The following is a 25,077-nucleotide window of genomic DNA, read 5'->3' on the forward strand; positions in this document are numbered from 1 at the left end:
CCTTCCCGGCCCCGGCCTCGGTGTTGGCCCCCGTGACCCCCCCGGGGGGCGGACGGTTCCGCGGAACCGTCCGCCCCCGGGCGTATGTTGGGGGCTATGCCTGCCAAGTCCCGTACCTACCAGCCCGCCAGGGTGCGCGCCGCGCTGTCGGCGCAGACCGAGGCCCTGCGCGCGGCCGTCCACCGGCTGACCGCCGCCGACCTGGACCGGCCGACCCGGCTGGGGGAGTGGCGGGTGCGCGAGCTGGTGGCCCATCTGAGCCTGCTGCTGGACCTGCTGCCGTCCCAGCTGGCCGATCCGGCGCCGGACGGGCCGCCGCTCTCGCTGAGCCGCTTCACCGAGCTGCCCGCGACGGTCGCCGAGGTGGTCGACACCGCGGTGACCGAGCACGCGGCGGCCGCGTTCGCCGGCCCGCCCGAGGAGGCGGCCGCCCGCTTCGGCCGGTCGGTGGACGTCGCGCGGGCCGCGCTGGACGGCACGGCGGGGGACGCGCCGGGACGCCCGGTCGCCATGCGGTTCGGCCCGATGGCGCTCACCGAGTTCCTGGTGACCCGGCTGGTCGAGACGGTGGTGCACGCCGACGACCTGGCCGACGCGCTCGGCCCGGAGCCGTTCCCGCACGACCGGCAGGCGGTGGCCGCCGTCACCCGGATGCTCGCCGACGCCTTCGCCGACCGGGTGCCCGGCGGCGCGGTCGAGCTGCGGGTGCCGCCGTACGCGGTGGTGCAGGCCGTCGAGGGGCCTCGGCACACCCGGGGCACCCCGCCGAACGTGGTCGAGACCGACCCGCTGACCTGGATCCGGCTGGCCACCGGCCGCACCGGCTGGGCGGACGCGGTCGACACCGCCGCGGTGTCCGCCAGCGGCGAGCGCAGCGACCTGCGGACGTACCTGCCGCTGCTCGGCTGAGCCCACGGCCGCAGCCGGGCGAGGCCCATCGGCCCCGTGCCCGGGGGCGATCCGGGTCCGCCCGGTGTTCCGGGGGCGCCGGACGGTCTCGACTCCGGCCGGGGAAGGACCGGTTCAGGCGACCGAGGGTCCGCTCAGGTAGCGGCCGTCGCTGCCGTACGGCCAGGCGTTGGGCTTGCAGCCCTTGAGCCCGTAGATCTGCTGCATCATCGCCGGCGCCGGTTTGCCGGGCCCCGGGCAGGTCTCGTGGCCGTGGCCGATCCGGTGGCCGACCTCGTGGTTGATCACCAGCGCCCGGTACTCCTCGATCGGGCCGTCGAACTGGGGCGAGCCGGTGGTCCAGCGCTTGACGTTGACCAGCACCTGGTTGCCGACGTTGCAGTTCACCTCGCCGCGGGTGTCGAGCCCGGCGGCGCCGCAGATCCGGTCGACGGTGGCGGGGGAGGCGATCTTCACGGTGAAGTCGTAGCCGCCGCCGGCGACCAGCTGGAAGCCGTTCTTCCGGTCGTTGGTCCAGCCGCGCCGGTCGGCCAGGACGGCCTGGATCTGCGCGGCGGAGGCGGCCGCGTCGACGCCGATGCCGTCCTCGACCTCGACCCGGTAGCGGCGGATCCTGCCCTGGCCGACCGGGTCGGCGGAGCCCTGGGCGACGGTGAAGGTGCCGGTGCCCTTGGTGGAGGTGCTCTCCGGACCGCTCGGTTGCGCGGTGGCGGTGGCGGTGGGAGCGGGGGAGGAGGTGACGGCGGTGGCGGTCGGGAGCGGAGCCGCGGAGGACGGCGCCGGAGCCGCGGCGGGCGGCGTGGTGCCGGCCTCGGAGGGGGTGACCCGGGCCTGGGCGGTCCGGTCCGCGCCGGGCAGCGCGTCGGGGCGGTTCAGCACGAACAGCGTGCCGCCGAGGATCGCCACCGAGGTGATCAGGGCGGCGAGCATGCCGGGCCCGAGCCGGCGGCGCGGCGGGCGCCGGCGGCGGGAGACCGTGCGGGGCCGGGGACGTGCCGCGCCACGGGATCGTCGGCGGGCGGGACTGGGTGCGGGCACGCTGGGCTCTCTGTCGACCGGTGGGGCCGCGAACCCTCGAACTGACGTGCGCTCCCCCTTCGCGGGCCCACCCTGACACGGCGGAGTGGTGAATGTCCACGGACCCGGGTGCGCACGGAACGGACGAGAACCGCCCCCGCTGCCCGATTCGGGCACCAGGGGCGGCGTCGGCGGTCGGTCCGGTCACCGGTCACCGTTCGTCGGTCAGCGGGGTCCGGCGGTCAGCCCAGGGTGGCGGCGGCGGTCGGCGAGCTGTCCCGCAGGAACTGCGTGCAGCGCTCCGCCTCCTCCTTCTCCTCGATCGCGGCGGCGGCCCGGCCGAGCGCGTGCAGCGCCCGCAGGAAGCCGCGGTTCGGCTCGTGCTCCCACGGCACCGGGCCGTGGCCCTTCCAGCCGCTGCGCCGCAGCGCGTCCAGTCCGCGGTGGTAGCCGGTGCGGGCGTAGGCGTAGGACTCCACGACCCGGCCGGCCGCGAAGGCGTCGTCGGCGAGCTGGGCCCAGGCCAACGAGGAGGTCGGGAACTTCGCCGCGACCTCGGCCGGGGAGGCGCCGCCGGCCAGCAGCTCCAGCGGAGCGGGCTCGGCGGGCAGGTGCGTGGGGGGCGGACCCCCGAGGAGGTTCTCGTGAATGGTCATGCCCCCCAGTGAACCACCGGGGGGCACGGACGCAGGACCTCGTACGGGACGCGGGCCTTACTTCAGGCGGTTGCCGGCCGAGCGCAGCTGCTGGGCGGCCTCGAGCACGCGGGCGGCCATGCCCGCCTCGGCGAGCTTGCCCCAGGTGCGCGGGTCGTAGGTGTTCTTCTTGCCGACCTCGCCGTCGACCTTCAGCACGCCGTCGTAGTTGGCGAACATGTGGCCGGCGACCGGGCGGGTGAAGGCGTACTGGGTGTCGGTGTCCAGGTTCATCTTCACGACGCCGTTCTCCAGCGCGGTGGCGATCTCCTCGGCGGTCGAGCCGGAGCCGCCGTGGAAGACGAAGTCGAACGGGTCGGCCTTGCCGTACTGCTTGCCGATCGCGTCCTGCAGCTCGCGCAGCAGCTCCGGCTTCAGCACGACGTTGCCCGGCTTGTAGACGCCGTGCACGTTGCCGAAGGAGGCGGCCAGCAGGTAGCGGCCCTTCTCGCCCAGGCCCAGCGCCTCGGCGGTGCGGACGGCGTCGTTGACGGTGGTGTACAGCTCGTCGTTGATCTCGTGCGTGACACCGTCCTCCTCGCCGCCGGTCGGGGTGATCTCGACCTCAAGGATGATCTTGGCGGCGGCGGCCTGGGCGAGCAGCTCCTGGGCGATGGCCAGGTTGTCGCTCAGGGTCTCGGCGGAGCCGTCCCACATGTGCGACTGGAAGAGCGGGTTCTGGCCCTTGGCCACGCGCTCGGCGGAGACCGCCAGCAGCGGGCGGACGTAGCCGTCCAGCTTGTCCTTCGGGCAGTGGTCGGTGTGCAGCGCGACGGTGATGTCGTACTTGGCGGCGACGATGTGCGCGAACTCGGCGAGCGCGACGGCGCCGGTCACCATGTCCTTGTTGTGCTGGCCGCCCAGGAACTCCGCGCCGCCGGTCGAGATCTGGATGATGCCGTCACTCTCGGCCTCGGCGAAGCCGCGGAGCGCGGCGTGCAGGGTCTGCGACGAGGTCACGTTGATCGCCGGGTAGGCGAACTTGCCCGCCTTGGCCCGGTCCAGCATCTCGTTGTAGACCTCGGGAGTTGCGATGGGCATGCGAATCCGCTCCTGTCGGGTTTGCGGCGTACGGACGGTGCTGTCCGACGCTGTGTACGCCTTGTGACGACTCCGGGGTACCGGGGCCGGTGCGCGGCTCTGCGGTGCGGCGGACCGGTACCAAGGTTCGAGGCAGCGGCCGCGGTGCGGCGATGAGGGTGTTCGCCACTGCGGGCCGGACGCCGGTGCCATCTTCCCAGAATGCCCACCGGCTCCACCATGCGGCCCGCCAGTCGGGACGGCGGGCCCGGAGAGCTCCCCGCGGTGCTCCCGCCGGGGGTCCCCGCGGTGTTCCGCGCGGTGTTCTGCGCGGTGTTCTGCGCGGTGCTCCCCGCGGGGCGGAGCGGGGTGCGACGAAAGGATGAGGGCCCGCTCGCCCCCCGGTGCGAAGCCCTGGTAAAGACGGGCCCGCTATCCTGCGCCGTGTGGACTACAACCAGCTGGCCGTCAATCTGCTCGACGCCAAATCACTGATCTCGTCCCTCGGTGCCATCGGGCTGATCGCGATCATCTTCGCGGAGACCGGCCTCCTGGTCGGGTTCTTCTTCCCGGGTGACTCGCTGCTCATCATCGCCGGAGTGGCCTCCTCCAGCGCCGCTTCGTCGGTCCTCGGCGACGGTGCGCGGCTGCCGCTCGCGACCCTGCTGATCGGGGCCCCGCTCGCGGCCATCGCCGGCGCCCAGCTCGGGCACCAGATCGGCGTGAAGGTCGGACCGAGGATGTTCGACAAGCCCGAATCGAAGATCTTCAAGCGCGAGTACGTGCTGAAGGCCGAGGAGTACTTCAACCGCTTCGGCCCCGGCAAGGCCGTCGTGCTCGCCCGCTTCATGCCGATCGTCCGGACCTTCCTGAACCCGGTCGCGGGCACCCTGGAGATGCCGGCCAAGACCTTCTTCCTCTGGAACGTGGTCGGCGGCGTCCTGTGGACCGAGTCGATGCTGCTGATCGGCTACTTCTTCGGCGACGCGCTCGCCCCGGTGATCGACAAGTACCTGATCCCGGCGGTGCTGCTGATCGTGCTGCTCTCGATCTCGCCGATGATCTTCGAGGTGCTGCGCGAGCGCAAGAAGAAGAAGGCCGGCGGCGTGCAGGCCGCCGAGAGCGGCGAGGCCGTCCAGGCCGGCGGCGGCCGGCACCGGCGCGACTGATCCCCGTTCCCGTTCCGCCGCAACGGCCGGGGCCCGGTGTTTCACGTGAAACACCGGGCCCCGGCCGTTCGCCGTGTTCGGGGGTGTGCGGGCCGGGCTCAGAGGCCCAGGTCCTCCAGGGTGTACGCGGTGACGTACGGCAGGCCCTCGGCCTCGACCGCGGCGGCGCCGCCGCGCTCGACGATCACCGCGACGCCGACCACCTCGGCGCCCGCCTCGCGCAGCGCCTCGACGGCGGTCAGCACCGAGCCGCCGGTGGTGGAGGTGTCCTCGACGGCCAGCACCCGGCGGCCCTTGACCTCCGGGCCCTCGATCCGGCGCTGCAGGCCGTGCGCCTTGCCGGCCTTGCGGACCACGAACGCGTCCAGCTCACGGCCGCGCGCGGCGGCGGCGTGCAGCATCGCGGCGGCGACCGGGTCGGCGCCCAGGGTCAGCCCGCCGACGGCGTCGTACTCCAGGTGGGCGGTGGCGTCCAGCATCACCCGGCCGACCAGCGGGGCGGCCTGGCCGTCCAGCGTGATCCGGCGCAGGTCGACGTAGTAGTCGGCCTCCTTGCCGGAGGAAAGGGTGACCTTGCCGTGGACGACGGCCTTGTCCTTGATCTGTGCCAGCAGGGCGTCGCGGTCGTTGCTCATGAGCGTCCAGTCTAGGTCCTCCGGAGCCCGCTAGCGCCGCCGCAGGGCCCTGACCAGCACCACCGCGCCGCCGAGCAGGGCCACCCCGCCGCCGATCATCCACGGCACCGTGCTGCGGCCGCCGACGCCCGGCACCACGATGCCGCCGGCGTCGCCGCCCCAGCGGGAGGCCGCCCGGGCCCGGGCGCTGCGGGCCGGCAGGGCGGGCGCGTACGGGCCGCGCGGCGGGGCGTGGTCGACCTCCTCGGCGGAGCGGCCGACGATGCTGCGGCGGACCGGGCCGCCGAGCGCCGGCTCCTGCTCGTAACCGAACGGCAGCTCGGCGGGGAGTTCGGCGGAGACCTCCTCCTCGGCCGCGGCGGTCTCCTCCGCGCCGGCGGGCTCCTCGACGTCGTCGGCGTCCGCGTCGGCGTTCCCGAGCGGGAGGCCGAAGCGCTCGGCGTCGGCGTCGGAGAAGGCGATGAGGTCGGAGAGGTCGTCGTCGAGGTCGTCGCCGGGCTCGTCCTCGCGGTCCTCCTGGCGGTTCTCCAGGAACACCACGGTGCCCTCCCCGGCGGTGTTCTCCTCCGCCGCGGCGTCCTGGCCGGCCTCGCCGGCGTCCTCGGCCCCGGTGCCGTCCTCGCCCCCGGCCTCGTCCTCGTCGGCCTCGGCCTGGTCCCCCTGGGAGGTCAGGGCGGCGGTGAAACGGTCCAGCAGCCGGCGGCCGGCCGCGTCGAGCGTCTCGCCGTCGAACTCGGTGAGCCGCCCGGTGGCGCTCAGGTCACCGGTGAAGCGGACCACCGCGGTCCCCTCGGCGCCCTCGGCGACGCTGATCCGGACGGTCGCGGTGGCCTCGCCGCTGCCGCGCGCCTCCTGGCCCTCGGCGAACGCGGTCAGCACGCCCTCGCGGCCCTCGATCAGTGACAGCACGCCCTTGTACGTGATGGTGGAGGTGCCGATCCGCAGCTTCAACCGCCCGCCGATCTCCTCCGCCCCGCGACTGCCGACGGCGGCGGGTTCGGTGCTCAGCCCCGGCACGGAACGCGCCAGCAGCGCGGGATCCTGCAGGGCCTGCCGGACCTGCCCGGCCGGCATCGGGACGACAACCTCATGCTCCATGCCACGGAGCCTACCGACCGAACCCCCTCCCGGCCCCGCCCTGTCCCCCACCTGTCGCCGCGGGTCCCGGAGCGGTCCCGCCCCGGGACCCGCCCCGGTCCGCCCTCAGTGCGGGCCGAGGAGGGTGAGGGCGGCGGGCGGGTGGAGCGGGCGCAGCGCGGTGAGGCGGGCGGCGGAGCCGCGCAGGCTGTCCGGGGTGAGGGCGCGCGGCGGCGGCGCGTCCGGGGCGAGGGTGAGCGGCGGCTGGGCGGCGGCGGCGAGCAGGAAGCTCTGGCTGCCCTCCGGCCCGGGGCGGCAGCTGGCCGTCGCGCTGCCGGCGACCGCGTACGGAACGGTCCGCAGCCCGGCGGCCCGCAGCCCCGACTCCGCCTGCCACAGGCCCTGCCACCCGTGCTGCTCGTCGCCGCCGCGGACGGCGAGCCGCCCGCCGGGGGCCAGCAGCCGGGTGGTGAGGCCGTAGAACTCCTGGGAGTGGAAGGTCACCGGTCCGCCGTCGGCGGGCGCGGGCAGGTCGGCGAGGACGACGTCGAAGGACTCCCCGGGCGCGGGGCGCACGGTGCGCAGCCACTCCAGCGGGTCGGCCTGGGCGGTGCGCACCCTGGGGTCGTCCAGCGAGCGGCCGGAGAGCGCGGCGAGGCCGGGGTCGGTGCGGGCGAGCCGGGGGAGCGCCGGGTCGCGGTCGACCACCAGCACGGAGCGCACCCCGCGGTGCCGCAGCACCTCCCGCAGGGCCAGCCCGTCCCCGCCGCCGAGCAGCAGCACCCGGGCGTCCGGACCGGCGGCCATCGCGGGGTGGACCAGGCCCTCGCTGCCCCGGTACTCGTCGGGTCCGCAGACCGCCAGCCGGCCGTCGAGGTAGAGCCGCAGCGGGCCCTCGGCGGGGCCGGTGAGCACGATCTCCTGGTAGCGGCCCTGGCTGACCGAGCGGACCTGCCCGCCGTACAGCGCCTGCCGGGCGGCGCGTTCCACCGCGTCGGACCAGGCGGCGGCCGCGGCGAGCAGCGCCAGCACGAGCCCGCAGCCGCCCCAGAGCAGCAGCCGTGCCCGGGGCGCCGGTTCCTCGCGGAAGAGCCAGAGCACCACGGCGGCACCGGCGACGGTGTTGACCGCGCCGGTGACCAGCGCGCCGCTGCCGGGGCCCAGCACGGGCAGGATGAGGAACGGGAAGGCGAGCCCGCCGATCAGCGCGCCGACGTAGTCCGCGGCGAACAGGTCGGCGGCGGCGTGTCCGGCGTCCTCGCGGCGGATCCGCTGGATGAGGGTCATCAGCAGTGGGATCTCGGCGCCGATGAGGATGCCGATGAGGCAGGTCAGCCCGACCATCACGGCCTGGTGGTGGCCGACCCAGGCCCAGCAGGCGTAGATCGCCAGGACGGACAGGCCGCCGGTGAGCGCGAGGGCGCACTCGACCAGGGCGAAGGCGGTGGCGGGGCGGCGGGTGAACCGTTTGGCGAGCAGCGAGCCGAGGCCCATCGCGAACACCATGACGGAGAGCACGACCGAGGTTTGGGTGACCGAGTCCCCGAGCAGATAGTCGCCGAGGGCCACGAGTTCCAGCTCGTAGACGAGTCCGCAGGCCGCGCAGACGAACGCGGCCAGCAGGACGGCCAGCCGGGCGAGTTCGGGGTGGGCGCGCAGCCGGGAGCGGCGGCGGGCGGGCAGCGGGGTCGGGCTACGTGCGGGCCGGGGCGGGCTGCCGTCGTCGAGGTCGGGGCTCGGCTGTGCGGGCGGCGGACCGGCCGGATGATTGATCACGAACAAACGCTAGGCGACGTGCGGGACGGACGGCTGCGCCCATTCGACGGACAGTGCGATATGGCAGGTTGACGAATCGTTCCTGCGTACGAATGGAATCCGCTGGGCCGGCCTATGGACAGCTCCTCGGCGCCGGTCACCGGGACAGCACCAGCGAGGACCGGGTGCAGACCAGCTGCCCCTCCTGCGGGTAGGCGTGCCAGGTGCGCCAGAGCAGCCGGTCCGTGCCGCCCTGGGTGACCAGCGCGGTGAAGGCGCTGGGGTCGCCGGGGAAGACGCCGGCCAGCCCGCGCGGGTGCCCCTCGACCAGGGCCAGCAACTCCTGTGCGCGGGCCGCGAAGTCGTGCGGCGGCAGCGCCTCGATCCGGGCCGCGAACTCGTACTCCCAGCCGTCCACCTGCTTGGCCACCCGGGCGGGCAGCGGCGTGCGGCGGCCGGGCAGGCAGGCGACGGTCTCCAGGCACTGGCCCGGCCCGGCGGCGATCAGTACCTGGTGGGAGGCGCCCAGCAGGCGCAGCTGGAGGGTGCCGGACGGTCCGGGGTGGCCGGGGCCGTCGAGTCTCAGGTCGCGGACCGCGAGGGCGGGCAGCGGTTCGCCGCCCAGGCACCAGGCCAGGTCACCCGCGCGGGTGTCCGTGTAGGAGGTCTGCAAAGTGGTGAGCATGCTCGGCTCCGCGTTTCAGCTCCGTGCGCGCCCGCCGAGCAGCAGCGAGTAGGCCTGGGCACTGGGCGAGGCTGTTCGTGGCTGTACGGTCCAGGGCGCGGCCGACCGTGGAAGGAGGGATTCCGGCTGGAGATTCAGCAGCAGAGAAGCACGAATACGCCGGGTCCGTCGGTGATTTACCCAACTTTGTCAAGCATTCACCGTTTCGAGCACACCTGCTTCCCTGCTCTGATCGACCCGGTGTACGACTCTGCACAGCGCGCGCCCCTCACCCCGGCCCGCGCGCCGTGTGCGCCGTCCACGCGCCGTCCGTACCTCCCTGCGCCCCTGTCCCTCCTGCCCCGGGCGCACCACCCCGGGCGCCGCTGCCGGGCAGGCCGAAGGAACGGCCCGGCAGGCGGCAACCATGGGATCTGTCAGGGCAATTGACGAATCGTCGGAACGTGCGAGAGGTTCCGTCGACGGGTCAGGTGCGGGCCAGCCGGGAGAGCCGCTCGACCGCTTCCTCCAGGACGGCGGTCTGCTTGCAGAAGGTGAAGCGGACCAGGCTCCGGCCGGCCTCGGCGTCGTCGTAGAAGACGGCGTTGGGGATGGCGACGACGCCGCAGCGCTGGGGGAGGGTGCGGCAGAAGACGATGCCGTCCTTCTCGCCCAGGGGGGTGATGTCGGTGGTGATGAAGTAGGTGCCCTCGGGCCGGAAGACCCGGAAGCCGGCGTCGGCGAGGCCGGCGGCGAGCAGGTCGCGCTTGCGCAGCAGGTCGGCGCGCAGGCCGTCGAAGTAGGCGTCGGGCAGCCGCAGGGCCTCGGCGACGGCGTACTGGAAGGGGCCGGCGCTGACGTAGGTGAGGTACTGCTTGGCGGTGCGGACGGCGGCGACCAGTTCGGGGGTGCCGGTCACCCAGCCGACCTTCCAGCCGGTGAAGGAGAAGGTCTTGCCGGCCGAGGAGATGGAGACGGTGCGCTCGCGCATCCCGGGCAGGGCAGCGATCGGGTGGTGGGCGCCGGTGAAGACGAGGTGCTCGTAGACCTCGTCGGTGACCACCAGCAGATCGCGCTCGACGGCGAGTTCGGCGACGGCGGCGAGCTCGTCGGGGGTGAGGACGAGGCCGGTCGGGTTGTGCGGCGAATTGAGCAGCAGCAGCCGGGTGCGCGGGGTGACCAGCGCGCGCAGCTCGTCGAGGTCGGGGCGGAAGTCCGGTGCGCGCAGGGTGAGCGGGACGCGGACGGCGCCGGCCATGGCGATGCAGGCCGCGTAGGAGTCGTAGAAGGGTTCGAGGGCGATCGCCTCGTCGCCGGGCTCCAGCAGGGCGAGCAGGGCGGCGGCGATGGCCTCGGTGGCGCCGGCGGTGACCAGCACCTCGGTGTCCGGGTCGTACGCCAGGCCGTAGCGGCGCTGCTGGTGCGCGGCGATCGCGGTGCGCAGCTCGGGGACGCCGGGCCCCGGCGGGTACTGGTTGCCGCGCCCCTCGCGCAGGGCCCGGACGGCGGCCTCGCGGACCTCCTCGGGGCCGTCGGTGTCCGGGAAGCCCTGGCCGAGGTTGATCGAACCGGTGGCCGTGGCGAGGGCCGACATCTCCGCGAAGATCGTCGTCCCCAGGCCGGCCAGCCGGCGGTTCAACAGTGGCCTCGTACCCATCACGGCTCCTCGCACCTCGGTGTCGGCGGCGGTCGGGCCCATCCTGGGGCCAGGGGGCGGCCGGGGACAAGGACGGCCCGCCACCGGGTGCCGGTGGCGGGCCGTTCGGGGCCCTGCGGGGACGCCCCCCGGGGAGCGGTCAGCCCTCGTCGGAGCCGTCGGACGGCTTGCCCTCGCCGTCCTCGCCCTCGATGTCGTCCTGCAGGCCGAGGCGCTCGACGATCCACTGCTCGAAGCCCACGGCGGCCTGGGTCCAGTTGGCGGTGGTGGTGACGAAGTAGTCCAGGTTCACGCCGGTGCCGACGATCATCTGGACCTCGCCGATCAGGCGGACCACGCCGTCCTCGTGGGTGTGGGTGTAGACCTTGGGCCAGAGGGTCTCCCGGTTCCACTCGTCGATCAGGTCGAGGATCTCGCCCTTCTTCTCCAGCGGGTAGGGGCGGTCGTAGAACGCCCGGACCGCGAAGAGCTCCTTCTGCTCGCCGCGGAACATGTAGTAGACGCGGAAGCCCTCCCAGGGCGCGGTGAGGTCGCCCTCCTCGTCGACGCCGTGCTTGAGCTGCATCTGGTCGAGGAGCTGGCCCACCAGGTTCTGGTCCGGGACGATGATCGGCGGCGGGCCGGCCGGACGCCCGCCCTGGCCTCCGGGCTGACCGCCCTGGGGCATGCCGAACGACGGGATGGACGACGGGTCGATGCTCATGGGGTCCTCTTCCTCAGTGCACGTGGTGGTCGGCAATGAGAGGCCGCCCTTCCGAGTCCATCCTGCCTCATCCGGGGCTCGCCTCACAGGGGTGGCAGCCACCGGGCGGGGCACGGCCGGAGCGCGGTCCACCCCCGGTGAACCCCGGGAGTGGACCATGATCGTCCGGGTGTGACGGGCGGCTACTTCTCCAGCGGTCCGCGGGCACGGACGGTGAGCCGGTCGCCGTCCTCGTCCCGCTCGACCAGCACGGTGTCGCCGTCGTGCACCTGGCCCGCCAGGATCGCCCGGGCCAGCTGGTCGCCGATCGCGGACTGCACCAGCCGGCGCAGCGGCCGGGCACCGTACGCCGGGTCGTAGCCGGTGAGCGCCAGCCAGTCACGGGCGGCTCCGGAGACCTCCAGGGTGAGCCGGCGCTCGCGCAGCCGGTCGCCCAGCCGGGCCACCTGGAGGTCGACGATCCGGGTCAGCTCGGCGGTGCCCAGCGGCTCGAAGACCACGATGTCGTCGAGCCGGTTGAGGAACTCCGGCTTGAAGGCGGCCCGCACCGACTCCAGTACGAGGTCCTTCTTCCGCTCCTCCGGGGTGGTCGGGTCCACCAGGAACTGACTGCCCAGGTTGGAGGTGAGGATCAGGATCGCGTTGCGGAAGTCCACCGTGCGGCCCTGGCCGTCGGTGAGCCGGCCGTCGTCGAGCACCTGCAGGAGCACGTCGAAGACCTCGGGGTGGGCCTTCTCCACCTCGTCCAGCAGCACCACGCTGTACGGGCGGCGGCGGACCGCCTCGGTGAGCTGGCCGCCCTCCTCGTAGCCGACGTACCCGGGCGGGGCGCCGACCAGGCGGGAGACCGAGTGCTTCTCGCCGTACTCGCTCATGTCGATGCGGACCATCGCCCGCTCGTCGTCGAAGAGGAAGTCGGCCAGGGCCTTGGCGAGTTCGGTCTTGCCGACGCCGGTGGGGCCGAGGAAGAGGAACGAGCCGGTCGGGCGGTCCGGGTCGGCGATGCCCGAGCGGGTGCGCCGCACGGCGTCCGAGACGGCCTGCACGGCCTCCGCCTGGCCGATCAGGCGGCGGCCCAACTCCTCCTCCATGCGCAGGAGTTTGGCGCTCTCGCCCTCCATCAGCCGGCCGGCCGGGATGCCCGTCCAGGAGGCCACCACGTCGGCCACGTCGTCCGGGCCGACCTCCTCCTTGACCATCGAGGCGGAGGCGTCCTCGCCGGCGGCGCGCTCCTGGGCGTCGGCGAGCTCCTTCTCGGCGGCCGGGACCTCGGCGTACATCAGCTTGGACGCGCGCTCGAAGTCGCCGTCCCGCTGGGCGCGTTCGAGCGCGCCGTGGAGGTCGTCCAGCCGCTCCTTGAGCTCGCCGACCCGGTTCAGGCTCTTCTTCTCCTGCTCCCAGCGGGCCGTGAGCACGCTCAACTGCTCGTTCTTGTCGGCGAGGTCGCGGCGCAGCCGGGCCAGCCGGTCGACCGAGGCCGGGTCCGACTCCTTCTCCAGGGCCAGCTCCTCCATCCGCAGCCGGTCGACGGCGCGCTGGAGTTCGTCGATCTCGACCGGGGAGGAGTCGATCTCCATCCGCAGCCGGGAGGCCGCCTCGTCGACCAGGTCGATCGCCTTGTCGGGAAGGAAGCGGGAGGTGATGTACCGGTTCGAGAGGGTGGCCGCGGCGACCAGCGCGGCGTCCGCGATCTGCACCTTGTGGTGCGCCTCGTAGCGGCCCTTGAGGCCGCGCAGGATGGCGATGGAGTCCTCGACGCTGGGCTCGCCGACCAGCACCTGCTGGAAGCGGCGCTCCAGGGCCGGGTCCTTCTCGATCCGCTCGCGGTACTCGTCCAGCGTGGTGGCGCCGACCATCCGCAGCTCGCCGCGGGCCAGCATCGGCTTGAGCATGTTGCCGGCGTCCATCGCGGAGTCGCCGCCGGCGCCCGCGCCGACCATGGTGTGCAGCTCGTCGATGAAGGTGACGACCTGGCCGTCGCTCTGCTTGATGTCGTTGAGGACGGCCTTCAGCCGCTCCTCGAACTCGCCGCGGTACTTGGCGCCGGCGACCATCGCGCCGAGGTCCAGGGCGACCAGCCGCTTGCCGCGCAGCGACTCCGGCACGTCGCCGGCCACGATCCGCTGGGCCAGGCCCTCGACCACGGCCGTCTTGCCGACGCCGGGCTCGCCGATCAGCACCGGGTTGTTCTTGGTCCGGCGGGAGAGCACCTGGACCACCCGGCGGATCTCCTGGTCCCGGCCGATCACCGGGTCGAGCTTGCCGTCCCGGGCGGCCTGGGTGAGGTCGGTGCCGTACTTCTCCAGCGCCTTGTAGGTGCCCTCCGGGTCCGGCGAGGTGACCCGGCCGCTGCCCCGGACGTCCTTGAACGCGGAGAGCAGCGCCTTCGGGGTGGCGCCCTGGCGCACCAGCAGCTCGGCGACCGTCCCGCCCTCGGCGGCCAGGCCGACCAGCAGGTGCTCGGTGGAGACGTACTGGTCGTCGAGGTCGTCGGCGCGCTTGCCGGCCTCGGTCAGCACGGCCAGGGTGTCGCGGGCCAGCTGCGGCGCGGCGACGGTGGCGCCCGAGGCGCTGGGCAGCGCGGTGAGCTGGCGGCGGGCCTCGGCGTCGAGCCGGGACACGTCCGCGCCGACCGCCTCCAGCAGCGGCCTGGCGATGCCCTCGGGCTGTTCCAGCAGGGCGATCAGGATGTGCACCGGCTTGACGTCCGGGTTGCCGACGGCCCCGGCCTGCCGGATCGCGGCGGACAGGGCGTCCTGCGTCTTGGTGGTGAACTTGCTGGCGTCCACTGCTGGGGGGTCCTCCCTCGTCGTGCGTGATGTCTGCTGTCTACAGCATGCACTAACTTGAGTCTATTCCGCTCAACTTTTGGATGAACGGTCGGGGCGGACCCGCAGCGCGGGGCGCTCCGGCGGGCCGGCGGGCTTGCGGGCCGCCTTCGGCGGCAGGGTCCGCGCCTGCGCCATCCGCGCCTGGTGGGTGCCGGCCGTCCGCCGGGTCAGCGCCAGCAGCTCCCGGGCCGGGCCGGTCGGCCGCTGCCCGGCCGGCCAGACCGCCCGCAGCGGCCGCCGCAGGTCCAGCTCCGGTACCAGCCGCACCGCCACCAGCCGCCGGGTGGCCAGTTCCTCCACCACCGCCAGCTCGCTCAGGCAGACCGGCCCGGCGCCGGTCATCGCGGCCGCCTTCAGCGCCGTCGACGAGGCCAGCTCCAGCCGCGGCGGCGCGGTGCCCCCGTACGGCGCCAGCGCCATCTCCAGCACCTCCCGGGTGCCCGAGCCCGGCTCGCGCAGCACCAGCGGGGTCGCCGCCAGCTCCCGCCCGGACAGCGGCGAGCGGCGCCGCGCCCACGGATGGTCCGGCGCCACCACGACCACCAGCCGGTCGGCCGCCACCACCGCGCCCGCCAGCCCGGCCGGGGGCAGCGGCCCCTCGACGAAGCCGAGGTCGGCGTCCCCGGCCAGCACGTGACCGGCCACGTCCGCCGAGTTGGCGGTGCGCAGCGTCACCGCCGTGCCCGGGCTGACCGCGTGCAGGGCCAGCAGCCAGCCCGGCATCAGGTACTCGGCGACGGTCAGGCTGGCCACCACGGTCAGCCGGGCGTCCCGGCGCTCGCGCAGCGCGTCGATCCCGGCGTCCAGCGCCTGCGCCGCCTCCACCACCTGCCGCGCCCATTCGACCACCAGCCGGCCCGCCTCGGTGGGCCGCGAGCCGCGCGGGGAGCGCTCCAGCAGCGAGACGCCGATCTGCCGCTCCATGCCCTTGATCCGGGCACTCGCGGTCGGCTGGCTCACCCCCAGTTCGGCGGCCGCCCGGCCGACGCTGCCGAGCCGGGCCACCGCGAGCAGCAGCTCCAGCGCACCGAGTTCGGGGACGCGCGGAGAGAGGGCCATAGGCTCAGGCTATGCCCTCATAGAGCGGGCGGCGCTACCGGCGCCCGCCGCCCCGGGCGACGGTGGGTGCCATGGCCACCCTGCTCAGCACCGCGCCCCGCCCACGCCCGTCCACCCGCGTCCGCCGCCTCGACCCCGGCCAGCTCGGCCCCAACTGGTACGCGGCGGTCATGGGCACCGCGATCACGGCCAACGGCGCGGCCGCCCTGCCCGTCCGGTGGCCCGGGCTGATCGGCTTCGCCGAGGTGATGTGGGCACTCGGGCTGGCCGGCCTGCTGGTGGTCGGCGCCGGCCGGGCCGTCCACCTCACCCGGCACCGCGCGGCCGCCCGCGAGCAGCTGCTGGACAACCCGGCCACCGCGGTCTTCTACGGCTGCCCGCCGATGGCGCTGCTCTCGGTCGGCCTCGGCACCCTGACCGTCGGCTCCCGGGTCATCGGCACCGACCCGGCCGTCGCGCTCGACCTCGTGCTCTGGACGGCCGGCACGCTGTACGCGCTCGCCGTCGCGGCCGGCATCCCGTACCTGATGATCACCCGGCACGCCGTCTCCCCGCTCGCCGCCAACCCGACCTGGCTGCTGCCGGTGGTCGCCCCGCTGGTCGCCTCCGCCACCGGTCCGGCGCTCGTCCCGCACCTGCCGGCCGGCGCCGCCCGCGAGGCGCTGCTGTACGGCTGCGCGGCGCTGTTCGGGATCGGCCTGCTGGCCACCCTGGCGCTGCTGCCGGTGGTGTTCACCGGCCTGGTGCACAGCAAGCTGCCGGCCCTGGCGCTCACCCCGACGCTCTTCCTGGTGCTCGGCCCGCTCGGCCAGTCCACCACCGCCGTCCACCAGCTCGCCGACGCGGCAGGAACGGTCCTGCCCGGCCTGGCGCCCGTGGCGCTCGCCCTCGCCGAGCTGTTCGGGGTGGCGGCGCTCGGCGTCGCGATGCTCTGGCTGCTGCTCGCCGTCGCCGCCAACCTGCGCGCCCGGCGGGCCGGGATGGGGTTCGCGATGACCTGGTGGGCCTTCACCTTCCCGGTCGGCACCTGCGTCACCGGGGCGGCGGCGCTCGCCCGGCACACCGGGTTCGCCGGCTTCACCGGGCTCGCCGCCGGCCTGTTCGTCCTGCTGCTGGCCGGCTGGGCGCTCGCGGCGGGCGGCACGGTGACCGCACTGGCCGGCGGCCGGCTGCTCGCCCGCTGAGGTCCGTTCGCCCGATGGGGGCTGCCGCTGCTCCCGGGAACCGGCCGGGTTCCGGAACACGCGACTCCGCGACCGACCGGACGGACGGTCGGAAAAGCCCCGCTGCACCGCGCTGACCTGCGGGTTAGCAGAAACCGGAAGCAAGCCGCGCGAGGCCGCGCCGGGCCGGCGGTGCAGGTTCATGCAATTGCGAGAACATGCAGCAGGGTGGCACTTGTTCACCGGCCGTCACGCTGTGAGGGTGGAGTCACGCCAGGTCGTCCGGGCCACCGCAGCCCGATGACGGCGACTTGCTCTTCATTGCTGGATGCGACCGGCACGTCCGCACGTGCCTGCATATCGGGGGGAAGAGCGCCGGCCGGGACGCCATGTGTGGTGATGGCCCCCGGGACCGGAGCCGGCGAGGCGTTGCTGCTCCGCCTCGCCGGAAGCGCTGGGACATGGCGTACACCGGCGGCCCCCGGACCCGCGTGCGACGGCACCCGAGGTCCGGGGGACCGTCGGTCCCCAGTACCGTGATCACCGCCGGCCGCCCCGCGCGGCGCGCGGAGCACCACCACCCGAGAGCATCCGGCAGGGAGCGGTTCGACGTGAGCTTCGAGGCGACGGCCGACCCGAGCACCACCCAGGGCGCCGGCGACGGCGCGGCCGGTGCCGCGGCGGCCGGCGAGCCCGACGAGGCCGCCCGCCGCGTCTACCTCGCGATCCTCGCCGACGGCGGCCGCGTCCGGTTCGCCGACGTCCCCGAGTCCGACCGCGACGGCGTCCGCCAGCTCGTCTCCATCGGCCTGCTGATGCCCAATCCGATGGACGCCTGCTACACGGCCGTCAGCCCCCGCTCGGTCAGCGACCGCCTGGGCGCGGAACTGCGCAGCGAGGCCACCCGTCTGCTGGTCCGCGCCGAGAACCTGCCCGGCGCCCTGGACTCCCTCACCCGCGCCTACGACGCGATGCCCCGCCCGCCGGAGCGCTCCGGCGGCGCGGTCTACATCGAGGGCCACATCCACATCCGGCACCGGATCTCCCAGCTGGTCGCCGACTGCCGTACCGAGGTCCTCACCGCCCAGCCCGGCGCCCGTCCGGCGGACGCGCTCAAGATCGCCATCCAGCAGGACGTCCAGCTCCTCCAGCGCGGCTGCTCGCTGCGCACCGTCTACCAGCCCGTCGCGTTCTCCGAGCCCCCCGCGCTCGCCTACGCCGAGGAGGTCACCCGGCGCGGTTCGCTGATCCGGATCCTGGACGAGCCCTTCCAGCGGCTGATGGTCTTCGACCGCGCGGTCGCGGTCATCTCCGCCAGCGACGACCACAGCACCGCCGCGTTCATCACCGACCCGGCCGCGATCGCCTTCATCGTCAACGCCTTCGACCGTGACTGGTCCCGCGCCGACGCCACCGACTGGTCCGCCGTCCTCAGCCAGGGCCCCGCCCACAGCGCCCCCGAACGCGTCGGCCGGCTGCTGGCCCGGGGCCTCACCCAGCGCGCCGTCGCCACCCGCCTGGGCCTGAGCGAGCGCACCGTCGCCGCCCACATCTCGCGGCTGCGGGACCGTTACGGCGCCCAGACCCTCTTCCAGCTCGGCTGGCTGATGCGGGGCGGCCGTGACGGCGGATGACCCGGCCGGTCCGGGAGGCCCGGGAAGGGCTCCTGACGGCCCGGCCGGGACCGCGCTGGGCCGTCACCCGGGAACCGGTGGACGCGGGGTCCCGCGGCGTGGCTGAACGGGGGTCAGCCGGTCGCGGCTCCGGTGGGCCAGTAGCCGGACGGGCCGACGGCGGGGGGCTGCTGGCGGGGGACGGTGAACTGCTCGCCGGGGGCGGTCCAGAAGCCCTCGCGAAGGGAGAGCGCCATGCCGGCCCAGTCGAGGGCGGTCTCCACGGTGTGGTGGAGGGCCTCCTGGGACCAGGTGTCGTCGAAGACCAGCGGCAGGACGGGGGCGACCTGCTCGATGGTGGCGATCAGCGGGTTGTGGGTGATGGCCTCGTCGACCAGCAGGACGATCGGCTTGCGCAGTGCCGACGCCCAGCCGAGCTCCAGGCTCACGCCGGCGGAGAGCGGCGCGCCGACGTAGGCGAAGACCAGGTCCGCGGACTGGAGCGCGCGGAAGTCGGACGGCACACGGGGCTCGGGGGCGCGCCCGGCGACGGTCCAGGCGTCACTGTGATGGGCGCTGTAGACGGCGGCGCCGCTGCGGAGGAGGGTGGTGCGCAGGGTCGTCAGCCGCGTCCGGCTGGCGAGGGTCACCACACTGTCCGCCGGCCCGGTCAACCGCATCAGCGGCGCGGCCAGGAACACGCGTGCACGCCGGCCCTCATGGGCCTGCGTGGGGAGGTCGCGCAGATAGGGCTCGCTCATGACGACTCCGGGGAAGTGGTGGTCAGGCGAGAAGACATGGCACCGCTGCTCCGAGGTGCTGTTCCGTCCTGCCTGAACAATCAACGTAGGTTATTGCGACGGGCGGGTTGATCGTCCAATGAGACGGGTCTTGGCGTCCACAGCGTCGTGCTGGCATCTGACTGCCAGGCAGTCAGATGACACGCTTCTGAGCGTACGGGCCGGTACGTTGGATGTGCTCACATCAGGTGGGCTTGTTCGGGGCGAGACTAGACGCCGACGGCGTGCTCCTGCCAGCCCTCTCCAGCGCTTCTGCGGGTGTACTGGGGCGTGACACGCAGGCCCTCCATGGGTCATCATATGGTCGCATTAGTGCGACCGTCGCCCGATGAGTCGATGCTCGCAGTAAGTTGTCTTGAAAGGAGTGATGTTGTGCTGAAGGCGCGCCGTATTGCTGTCTCTGCATTCCTCCTGGGCATCGCCATGCTCATTGGAGTGGGCTCGGCCACCGCTGAAGACTCCCATTGGGGGGCCGAACAGCGGCAGGTTGCCATGCTCGACATGGACAGTCACTGGTAGGAGTTTGGGCCGTCAAGAGGAAGGACCGATGCATCGGGCAGCATCGGTCCTTCTTCCAGTTGCGCGAGTTTCCAGCCCAACTGGAAGAGCGTCTCCACTTCGTGTTCCTCGCGGAGTTCGGCTATATGGCGGGCCAGCGTGCGCTCGCTCAGTCCGAGACGGCGGGCGATCGTTCTGTGGCCGGCTCCCTGGAGCATCATGCGGATGATCTGCTGACGCATGCTCGAAACGACCTGGCGGGGGATTTCGTGGCTCCCGGTGAAGGGGATGGCCCGCTCCCACTGGCTGCTGAACACGTGCACGATGTAGCTGATCACGGCCTCGTCCCGGATGAAGGCCGCCCGGTCGCGATTCTCCTCGCCGCCCACGGTCACCACGGCGACCTTGCGGTCCAGCACGATGAGCTTGGCAAACGCCTCGTCGATGGTTCTCACCTGGCAGCCGGCCTGGGTGATTTCCCGGACGTAGTCGACCGTCGGATTGGAATAGCGCGCACCCGGTTGGTAAAGGGTCCGGATGGTGCCGCCGCGCTGAACGAATCTCATGTCCCGGTCGATGGCGATCCGCAATGCGTCGGCCGCCCGTCCGCCGCCGGGCTGCGCGGTCAGCATCTCGCGCGAGGCGTTCTCCAACAGCGTTTCCAGGAGCTGGTTTATCGTGCCGCGGCCCTGGACGTACTCAATTGATCCGCCGGGTTCCGGTCCGGTGGTGTGGGCCTGGTATTCGAGGCCGAGTTCCTGAAGCGTCGCGTGCAGCGAAATGGAGCGGCGGAGAAGGTCGGCGGCCTGCATCTGGAGGTTGTTCGACGCCGATTCCGCGAGCTGCCGGGGGTCTTTCACGGCAAATGTCCCCGGAGGGCCGACCTCGGGATTGAGGAGTCCGAGCCGCAGCAGTTCCTGGAGCGGTTCGTGGTCGGATTCCGGGGACAGCGGGCAGCCCCGCTCGTCCGACAGCGGCCCGTCGTGGCGCAGGGCCTTCTGGTACAGGCCGCGGGCCTCGGGAGACAGTACCTCCTCGGGGGCGGCTCCAGACCTCTGTCCGGCACTCATCTGCGGCTCCTCGCCGTTGGCTGGACCGGGTGAACTGCGCGGACCGGGTCCGCCGTGGGCATCCTAGGCGCCGCGGCCCCCGTACCGGCCGGCGCGCGGTGTTCGGCCGGTTCCGTGCTCGCTGAACCTTCGCATTGGAACGATACTGCCGGTACCCGCTGTACGGCGGGTACCGGCAGCGGTGCGCGGCGGCGGGCCGGCCGTCAGCGCTTGGGGCGCCAGACGACGAGGGCGCTGGAGTGCGGGGTGGGCGGCTGGTAGGGGACGAGGTCGCGGCGGTAGGAGGCGTGGATGGTGGCCTCGCGCTGCTGCAGGGCGGTGGCGGCGCCCTCCAGCGAGTCGACCAGTTCGGCGATCCGCGACTGGAGGGCGGTGACCTGGTTCTCCAGCTCGATGATCCGCTTGATGCCGGCCAGGTTGATGCCCTCGTCCTGGGAGAGCCGCTGGACCTCGCGCAGCTGCTGGATGTCGCGCGCGGAGTAGCGGCGGCCGCGGCCGGCGGTGCGGTCCGGGCTGACCAGGCCGAGCCGGTCGTACTGACGGAGGGTCTGCGGGTGCAGGCCGGAGAGCTCGGCGGCCACCGAGATCACGTAGACCGGGGTCTCCTCGGTGAGCACGTACTGGGGCTGCGGGGCGGTCCGCCGGGTGGTGCGGCGGGGGCCGCCGCCACCGGGGAGGCCGTCGCCGAGGCCGGGGCCGATGGGGTCGTCGGGGGTCATCTGGTCGTCACGCTCCCTTCGCCGCCCGGAAGAGAGCGGCTCGCGGGTCGTCGGAGGCGGTCGCCTCGCGGTACTGCTCCAGAGCGGTCAGGGCGTCGCCGGTGACCTGCTGGGGGACCACGACCTCCATGGTGACCAGGAGGTCGCCACGGGTGCCGTCCTTGCGGGTGGCGCCCTTGCCGCGGGCCCGCAGGGTGAGGCCGTTGGCACTGCCCGGGGGCAGCTTGAGCTTCACCGACGGTCCGTTCAGGGTCGGCACCTCGATGGTGCCGCCGAGCGCGGCCTCGGGGAAGGTGACCGGGACGGTCACGGTCAGGTTGTCGCCCTTGCGCCCGAAGACCGGGTGCGGGTCGACGTGGACGGTGACGTACAGGTCGCCGGGCTGGCCGCCGCGCTCGCCCTGGGCGCCCTTGCCCTTGAGGCGGATCCGCTGGGCGTCCTGGACGCCGGCCGGGATCCGGACCTGCATGGTGCGGGCGGAGCTGGCGCGGCCGCTGCCGTGGCAGTCCGGGCACGGGTCGTCGACGATCATGCCGCGGCCGCGGCAGTCCCGGCAGGGCTCGGAGAGCGCGAAGGCGCCCTGGCCGCGGCTGACCGTGCCGGAGCCGACGCAGGTCGGACAGACCCGCGGGGTGGTGCCGGACTTGGCGCCGGTGCCGTTGCAGAGCCGGCAGGGGGCCTGACTGGTCATCCGCAGCGGGACGGTGGCACCGTCGACGGCCTCCTCGAAGGAGAGCGTCACCTCGGTCTCGACGTCGGCGCCGCGGCGCGGCTGGGCCTGCCGGCCGCCGCGGTTGAACAGGCCGCCGAAGACGTCGCCGATCCCGCCGCCGGCGCCGCCCTGGCTGCCGCTGAAGAGGTCGCCGAAGTCGAAGCTGTAGCTGCCGGTGCCGCCGGGGCCGCCCGGGCGGAAGCCGCCGTTGGCGAACAGGCTGCGGGCCTCGTCGTACTCCTTGCGGCGCTTCTCGTCGGAGAGGACGTCGTACGCCTCGGAGATGTCCTTGAAGCGTTCCTCGGCCTTGGTGTCGCCCTTGTTGGCGTCGGGGTGGAACTCGCGCGCCAGCTTGCGGTAGGTCTTCTTGATCTCCGTGGCGCTGGCGTCCTTGGGCACGCCGAGGACCTTGTAGTAGTCCTTCTCCACGTAGTCCTTGCCGCTCATGGCCGGCGCCACCTCCCGAGGTCCATCGTCACTGTGCTGTCAACGCGCCGGACACGGTGGTCCGTGCCCGGGCAGATCGACAACGCGCTGCGGAGCCGGCCGCCGTACTGGCCGGCGTACGACTCCGCAGCGCGGGGGTTGTCAGCTGTCACCGCCGGTCAGCTGTCCGAGCCACCGTCGGCCTGGTCCTTCCCGTCCCCGCCCTTGGCCGGGTCGGCGTCCGGGCCGGACGTGCTCTGGGTGCCCGGCTGGGGCTCCGCGACCGCGACCATCGCCGGGCGGATGATCCGCTCGCCGATCCGGTAGCCGGGCTGGAGGATCTGGACGCAGGTGTCCTCGGTGACCTCCGAGGAGTAACTGTGCATCAGTGCCTCGTGCATGGTCGGGTCGAAGGGCTCGCCCTCCTTGCCGAACTGCTGCAGGCCCAGCTTGGCGACGACCGTCTCCAGCGACTCCGCGACGGACTTGAAGCCGCCCGTCACCTCGCCGTGGTCGCGGGCGCGGCCGATGTCGTCCAGCACCGGGATCAGCGACTCCAGGATGTTGGAGACGGCGATCTCGCGGACCGTCAGCCGGTCGCGCTCGACCCGCTTGCGGTAGTTCTGGTACTCGGCCTGGAGGCGCTGGAGGTCGCCGGTGCGCTCGGCCAGCTCGCGCTTGGCCGCGGCCAGCGCCTCCGTGCCGGAGGCGGCGGAGCCCTCGGCCCCGGCCGCGGCGGCCTCCTCGGCCGCCTTGATCACGGCCTCCTCGGCGGCGGAGTCGTCGCCGGGCTGGGCACCCTGCGGCTTCTCCGTCATGCCGCACCGCCCTTGGGCTTCTCGTCGTCCACGATCTCGGCGTCGACGACGTCGTCGTCCTTGGCACCGGCGTCACCGGGGGCACCCGCGCCCGCACCGGCCGCACCGGCGGCGTCGGCGTTGGCGTACAGCGCCTGGCCGAGCTTCTGGGCGGTGGTGGAGACCTTCTCCGAGGCCTCGCGGATCTTCGCGATGTCCTCGCCCTTCAGGGCCTCCTTGAGCTCGCCGATGGCGGTCTCGACCTCGGTCTTGACGTCGGCCGGCAGCTTGTCGGCGTTGTCGGCGATGAACTTCTCGGTGGAGTAGACGAGCTGCTCGGCCTGGTTGCGGGTCTCCACGGCCTCGCGGCGCTTGTGGTCCTCCTCCGCGTACTGCTCGGCCTCGCGCATCATGCGCTCGATGTCGTCCTTCGGCAGCGCGGAGCCGCCGGTGACGGTCATCTTCTGCTCCTTGCCGGTGCCGAGGTCCTTCGCGCCGACGTGCATGATGCCGTTGGCGTCGATGTCGAAGGTGACCTCGATCTGGGGCAGGCCGCGCGGGGCCGGCGGCAGGCCGGTCAGCTCGAACATGCCGAGCTTCTTGTTGTACGCGGCGATCTCGCGCTCGCCCTGGTAGACCTGGATCTGCACGGACGGCTGGTTGTCCTCGGCCGTGGTGAAGATCTCCGAGCGCTTGGTCGGGATCGTGGTGTTGCGCTCGATCAGCTTGGTCATGATGCCGCCCTTGGTCTCGATGCCGAGGGACAGCGGGGTGACGTCGAGCAGCAGGACGTCCTTGACCTCGCCCTTGAGGACACCGGCCTGGAGCGCGGCGCCGATGGCGACGACCTCGTCCGGGTTGACGCCCTTGTTGGCGTCCTTGCCGCCGGTCAGCTCGCGGACGAGCTCGGCGACGGCCGGCATGCGGGTGGAGCCGCCGACGAGGACGACGTGGTCGATCTCGGAGAGCGAGATGCCGGCGTCCTTGATCACGTTGTGGAACGGGATCTTGCAGCGCTCCAGCAGGTCGGAGGTCAGCTGCTGGAACTGGGCCCGGGTGAGCTTCTCGTCCAGGTGCAGCGGGCCCTCGGCGGAGGCCGTGATGTAGGGCAGGTTGATCGAGGTCTCGGAGGACGAGGACAGCTCGATCTTGGCCTTCTCGGCGGCCTCGCGCAGACGCTGCAGGGCCATCTTGTCCTTGGACAGGTCCACGCCGTGGCCGGCCTGGAAGACCTTGACCAGGTGGTCGACGATCTTCTGGTCCCAGTCGTCACCACCGAGGTGGTTGTCACCGTTGGTGGCCTTCACCTCGACGACCCCGTCGCCGATCTCCAGCAGGGAGACGTCGAAGGTGCCGCCGCCGAGGTCGAAGACCAGGATGGTCTGGTCGTCCTTGTCCAGGCCGTAGGCCAGGGCGGCCGCGGTCGGCTCGTTGACGATGCGCAGGACGTTGAGGCCCGCGATCTCACCGGCCTCCTTGGTGGCCTGGCGCTCGGAGTCGGAGAAGTACGCCGGAACGGTGATGACGGCGTCGGTGACCTGCTCGCCCAGGTAGGCCTCGGCGTCCCGCTTCAGCTTCTGCAGCACGAAGGCGCTGATCTGCTGCGGGTTGAAGTCCTTGCCGTCCAGCCCGATCTTCCAGCTGGTGCCCATGTGGCGCTTGACCGAGCGGATGGTGCGGTCGACGTTGGTGACCGCCTGGCGCTTGGCCACCTCGCCGACGAGCACCTCGCCGTTCTTCGCGAAGGCGACGACGGACGGCGTGGTCCGCGCGCCCTCGGCGTTCGTGATGACGGTGGGCTCGCCACCCTCCAGAACGCTGACGACCGAGTTCGTCGTGCCGAGGTCGATGCCGACCGCGCGTGCCATCGTAGATACCTCCACGGAAGAGTTGAGCTTTACGGGCTCAAGGATGCATGACCAAGTAGGTGCCGTCAACAGGGATGAGTCCGGTTCGCTCAACTTTGCTGAGCCGTTCCTCCGGATGCGACGGGCCGGCCGGGCCGCGCGTGCGCGCGCGTGACTGCCGCCATACCTTGAGCATCTTCAGGAGAAGTGTTGGCGAACGGTAATGTCCGGGCCGTCGGCC

General features: G+C 73.0%; 22 protein-coding genes. 5 read left to right on the plus strand and 17 right to left on the minus strand.

All coding sequences use genetic code 11. The features are described from left to right. Positions 1 to 96 precede the first annotated feature (96 nt). Positions 97 to 909 carry a maleylpyruvate isomerase family mycothiol-dependent enzyme gene (locus ABT238_RS28215; RefSeq protein WP_350559153.1) on the plus strand — a complete coding sequence of 271 codons (813 nt, stop codon included), beginning with the start codon at positions 97 to 99 and terminating at the stop codon, positions 907 to 909. Between the two features lie 114 nt (positions 910 to 1,023). On the opposite strand, the gene ABT238_RS28220 is transcribed toward ABT238_RS28215, so the two are convergent. From ABT238_RS28220 to fbaA, 3 genes are all read right to left on the minus strand, one after another. Continuing rightward, complete coding sequence (locus tag ABT238_RS28220; protein ID WP_350559150.1) at positions 1,024 to 1,839, minus strand: DUF3152 domain-containing protein; 816 nt, start codon at positions 1,837 to 1,839, stop codon at positions 1,024 to 1,026. A 329-nt stretch (positions 1,840 to 2,168) separates the two neighbouring features. Further along, the gene (locus tag ABT238_RS28225) at positions 2,169 to 2,582 is read right to left on the minus strand and encodes a DUF3151 domain-containing protein (RefSeq protein ID WP_350559147.1); all 414 of its coding nucleotides are present in this window, start codon (positions 2,580 to 2,582) and stop codon (positions 2,169 to 2,171) included. A gap of 57 nt (positions 2,583 to 2,639) precedes the next feature. Next, positions 2,640 to 3,662, minus strand: coding sequence for a class II fructose-bisphosphate aldolase (gene fbaA, locus ABT238_RS28230; RefSeq protein ID WP_350559144.1), 1,023 nt, complete (start codon positions 3,660 to 3,662; stop codon positions 2,640 to 2,642). Between the two features lie 425 nt (positions 3,663 to 4,087). Between fbaA and ABT238_RS28235 the strand changes: the two genes are divergently transcribed. Further along, a complete protein-coding gene (locus ABT238_RS28235; protein ID WP_350559141.1) occupies positions 4,088 to 4,810 on the plus strand; it encodes a DedA family protein in 723 nt (240 codons plus the stop codon). A 98-nt stretch (positions 4,811 to 4,908) separates the two neighbouring features. Here the strand turns inward: ABT238_RS28235 and pyrE are convergent, their stop codons facing one another. The 8 genes from pyrE to ABT238_RS28275 form a co-directional block, all read right to left on the minus strand. Beyond that, positions 4,909 to 5,445, minus strand: a complete 537-nt coding sequence (gene pyrE / locus ABT238_RS28240; protein WP_030304482.1) for an orotate phosphoribosyltransferase — start codon at positions 5,443 to 5,445, stop codon at positions 4,909 to 4,911. A gap of 30 nt (positions 5,446 to 5,475) precedes the next feature. Continuing rightward, positions 5,476 to 6,543: an SRPBCC family protein gene (locus ABT238_RS28245; RefSeq protein WP_350797575.1), complete on the minus strand. Its 1,068-nt coding sequence runs from the start codon at positions 6,541 to 6,543 to the stop codon at positions 5,476 to 5,478. A 105-nt stretch (positions 6,544 to 6,648) separates the two neighbouring features. Further along, a complete protein-coding gene (locus ABT238_RS28250; protein ID WP_350559135.1) occupies positions 6,649 to 8,298 on the minus strand; it encodes a polyamine aminopropyltransferase in 1,650 nt (549 codons plus the stop codon). Positions 8,299 to 8,434: 136 nt separating this feature from the next. After that, positions 8,435 to 8,962 carry a DUF2617 family protein gene (locus ABT238_RS28255; protein ID WP_350559132.1) on the minus strand — a complete coding sequence of 176 codons (528 nt, stop codon included), beginning with the start codon at positions 8,960 to 8,962 and terminating at the stop codon, positions 8,435 to 8,437. Between the two features lie 466 nt (positions 8,963 to 9,428). Next, entirely contained in the window at positions 9,429 to 10,598 is a 1,170-nt protein-coding gene (locus ABT238_RS28260; protein WP_350797599.1) for a pyridoxal phosphate-dependent aminotransferase, read from the minus strand. A gap of 139 nt (positions 10,599 to 10,737) precedes the next feature. Beyond that, entirely contained in the window at positions 10,738 to 11,301 is a 564-nt protein-coding gene (locus tag ABT238_RS28265) for a type III secretion system chaperone family protein (RefSeq protein WP_350559126.1), read from the minus strand. A gap of 182 nt (positions 11,302 to 11,483) precedes the next feature. Beyond that, a complete protein-coding gene (gene clpB / locus ABT238_RS28270; RefSeq protein ID WP_350559123.1) occupies positions 11,484 to 14,090 on the minus strand; it encodes an ATP-dependent chaperone ClpB in 2,607 nt (868 codons plus the stop codon). Positions 14,091 to 14,162: 72 nt separating this feature from the next. Continuing rightward, the gene (locus ABT238_RS28275) at positions 14,163 to 15,191 is read right to left on the minus strand and encodes a LysR family transcriptional regulator (RefSeq protein ID WP_350559120.1); all 1,029 of its coding nucleotides are present in this window, start codon (positions 15,189 to 15,191) and stop codon (positions 14,163 to 14,165) included. A 71-nt stretch (positions 15,192 to 15,262) separates the two neighbouring features. Here ABT238_RS28275 and ABT238_RS28280 point away from each other — a divergent pair, with 71 nt between their 5' ends. Further along, complete coding sequence (locus ABT238_RS28280) at positions 15,263 to 16,375, plus strand: TDT family transporter (protein WP_350797633.1); 1,113 nt, start codon at positions 15,263 to 15,265, stop codon at positions 16,373 to 16,375. 590 nt (positions 16,376 to 16,965) lie between these two features. Further along, on the plus strand, positions 16,966 to 17,988 hold the full coding sequence (locus tag ABT238_RS28285) for a LuxR C-terminal-related transcriptional regulator (RefSeq protein WP_350559114.1): 1,023 nt from the start codon (positions 16,966 to 16,968) through the stop codon (positions 17,986 to 17,988). A gap of 113 nt (positions 17,989 to 18,101) precedes the next feature. Here the strand turns inward: ABT238_RS28285 and ABT238_RS28290 are convergent, their stop codons facing one another. Further along, positions 18,102 to 18,728, minus strand: a complete 627-nt coding sequence (locus ABT238_RS28290) for a hypothetical protein (RefSeq protein ID WP_350559111.1) — start codon at positions 18,726 to 18,728, stop codon at positions 18,102 to 18,104. Between the two features lie 411 nt (positions 18,729 to 19,139). Here ABT238_RS28290 and ABT238_RS28295 point away from each other — a divergent pair, with 411 nt between their 5' ends. Further along, positions 19,140 to 19,286, plus strand: coding sequence for a hypothetical protein (locus ABT238_RS28295; protein WP_350559108.1), 147 nt, complete (start codon positions 19,140 to 19,142; stop codon positions 19,284 to 19,286). Here ABT238_RS28295 and ABT238_RS28300 read toward each other — a convergent pair. From ABT238_RS28300 to dnaK, 5 genes are all read right to left on the minus strand, one after another. Further along, complete coding sequence (locus ABT238_RS28300) at positions 19,277 to 20,335, minus strand: helix-turn-helix domain-containing protein (protein ID WP_350559105.1); 1,059 nt, start codon at positions 20,333 to 20,335, stop codon at positions 19,277 to 19,279. The genes ABT238_RS28295 and ABT238_RS28300 overlap by 10 nt on opposite strands. Positions 20,336 to 20,538: 203 nt before the next feature. Beyond that, on the minus strand, positions 20,539 to 21,054 hold the full coding sequence (locus ABT238_RS28305) for a heat shock protein transcriptional repressor HspR (RefSeq protein WP_350559102.1): 516 nt from the start codon (positions 21,052 to 21,054) through the stop codon (positions 20,539 to 20,541). A gap of 7 nt (positions 21,055 to 21,061) precedes the next feature. Beyond that, a complete protein-coding gene (gene dnaJ / locus ABT238_RS28310; protein WP_350559099.1) occupies positions 21,062 to 22,213 on the minus strand; it encodes a molecular chaperone DnaJ in 1,152 nt (383 codons plus the stop codon). A gap of 158 nt (positions 22,214 to 22,371) precedes the next feature. Next, positions 22,372 to 23,010 carry a nucleotide exchange factor GrpE gene (grpE, locus tag ABT238_RS28315; protein WP_350559096.1) on the minus strand — a complete coding sequence of 213 codons (639 nt, stop codon included), beginning with the start codon at positions 23,008 to 23,010 and terminating at the stop codon, positions 22,372 to 22,374. Next, complete coding sequence (gene dnaK, locus ABT238_RS28320; RefSeq protein WP_350559093.1) at positions 23,007 to 24,857, minus strand: molecular chaperone DnaK; 1,851 nt, start codon at positions 24,855 to 24,857, stop codon at positions 23,007 to 23,009. Before dnaK ends, grpE begins: the two co-directional genes overlap by 4 nt. Positions 24,858 to 25,077 lie beyond the last annotated feature (220 nt).

The sequence above is a fragment of the Kitasatospora sp. NPDC001527 genome, assembly GCF_040298605.1.
Taxonomy (GTDB): Bacteria; Actinomycetota; Actinomycetes; order Streptomycetales; family Streptomycetaceae; genus Kitasatospora.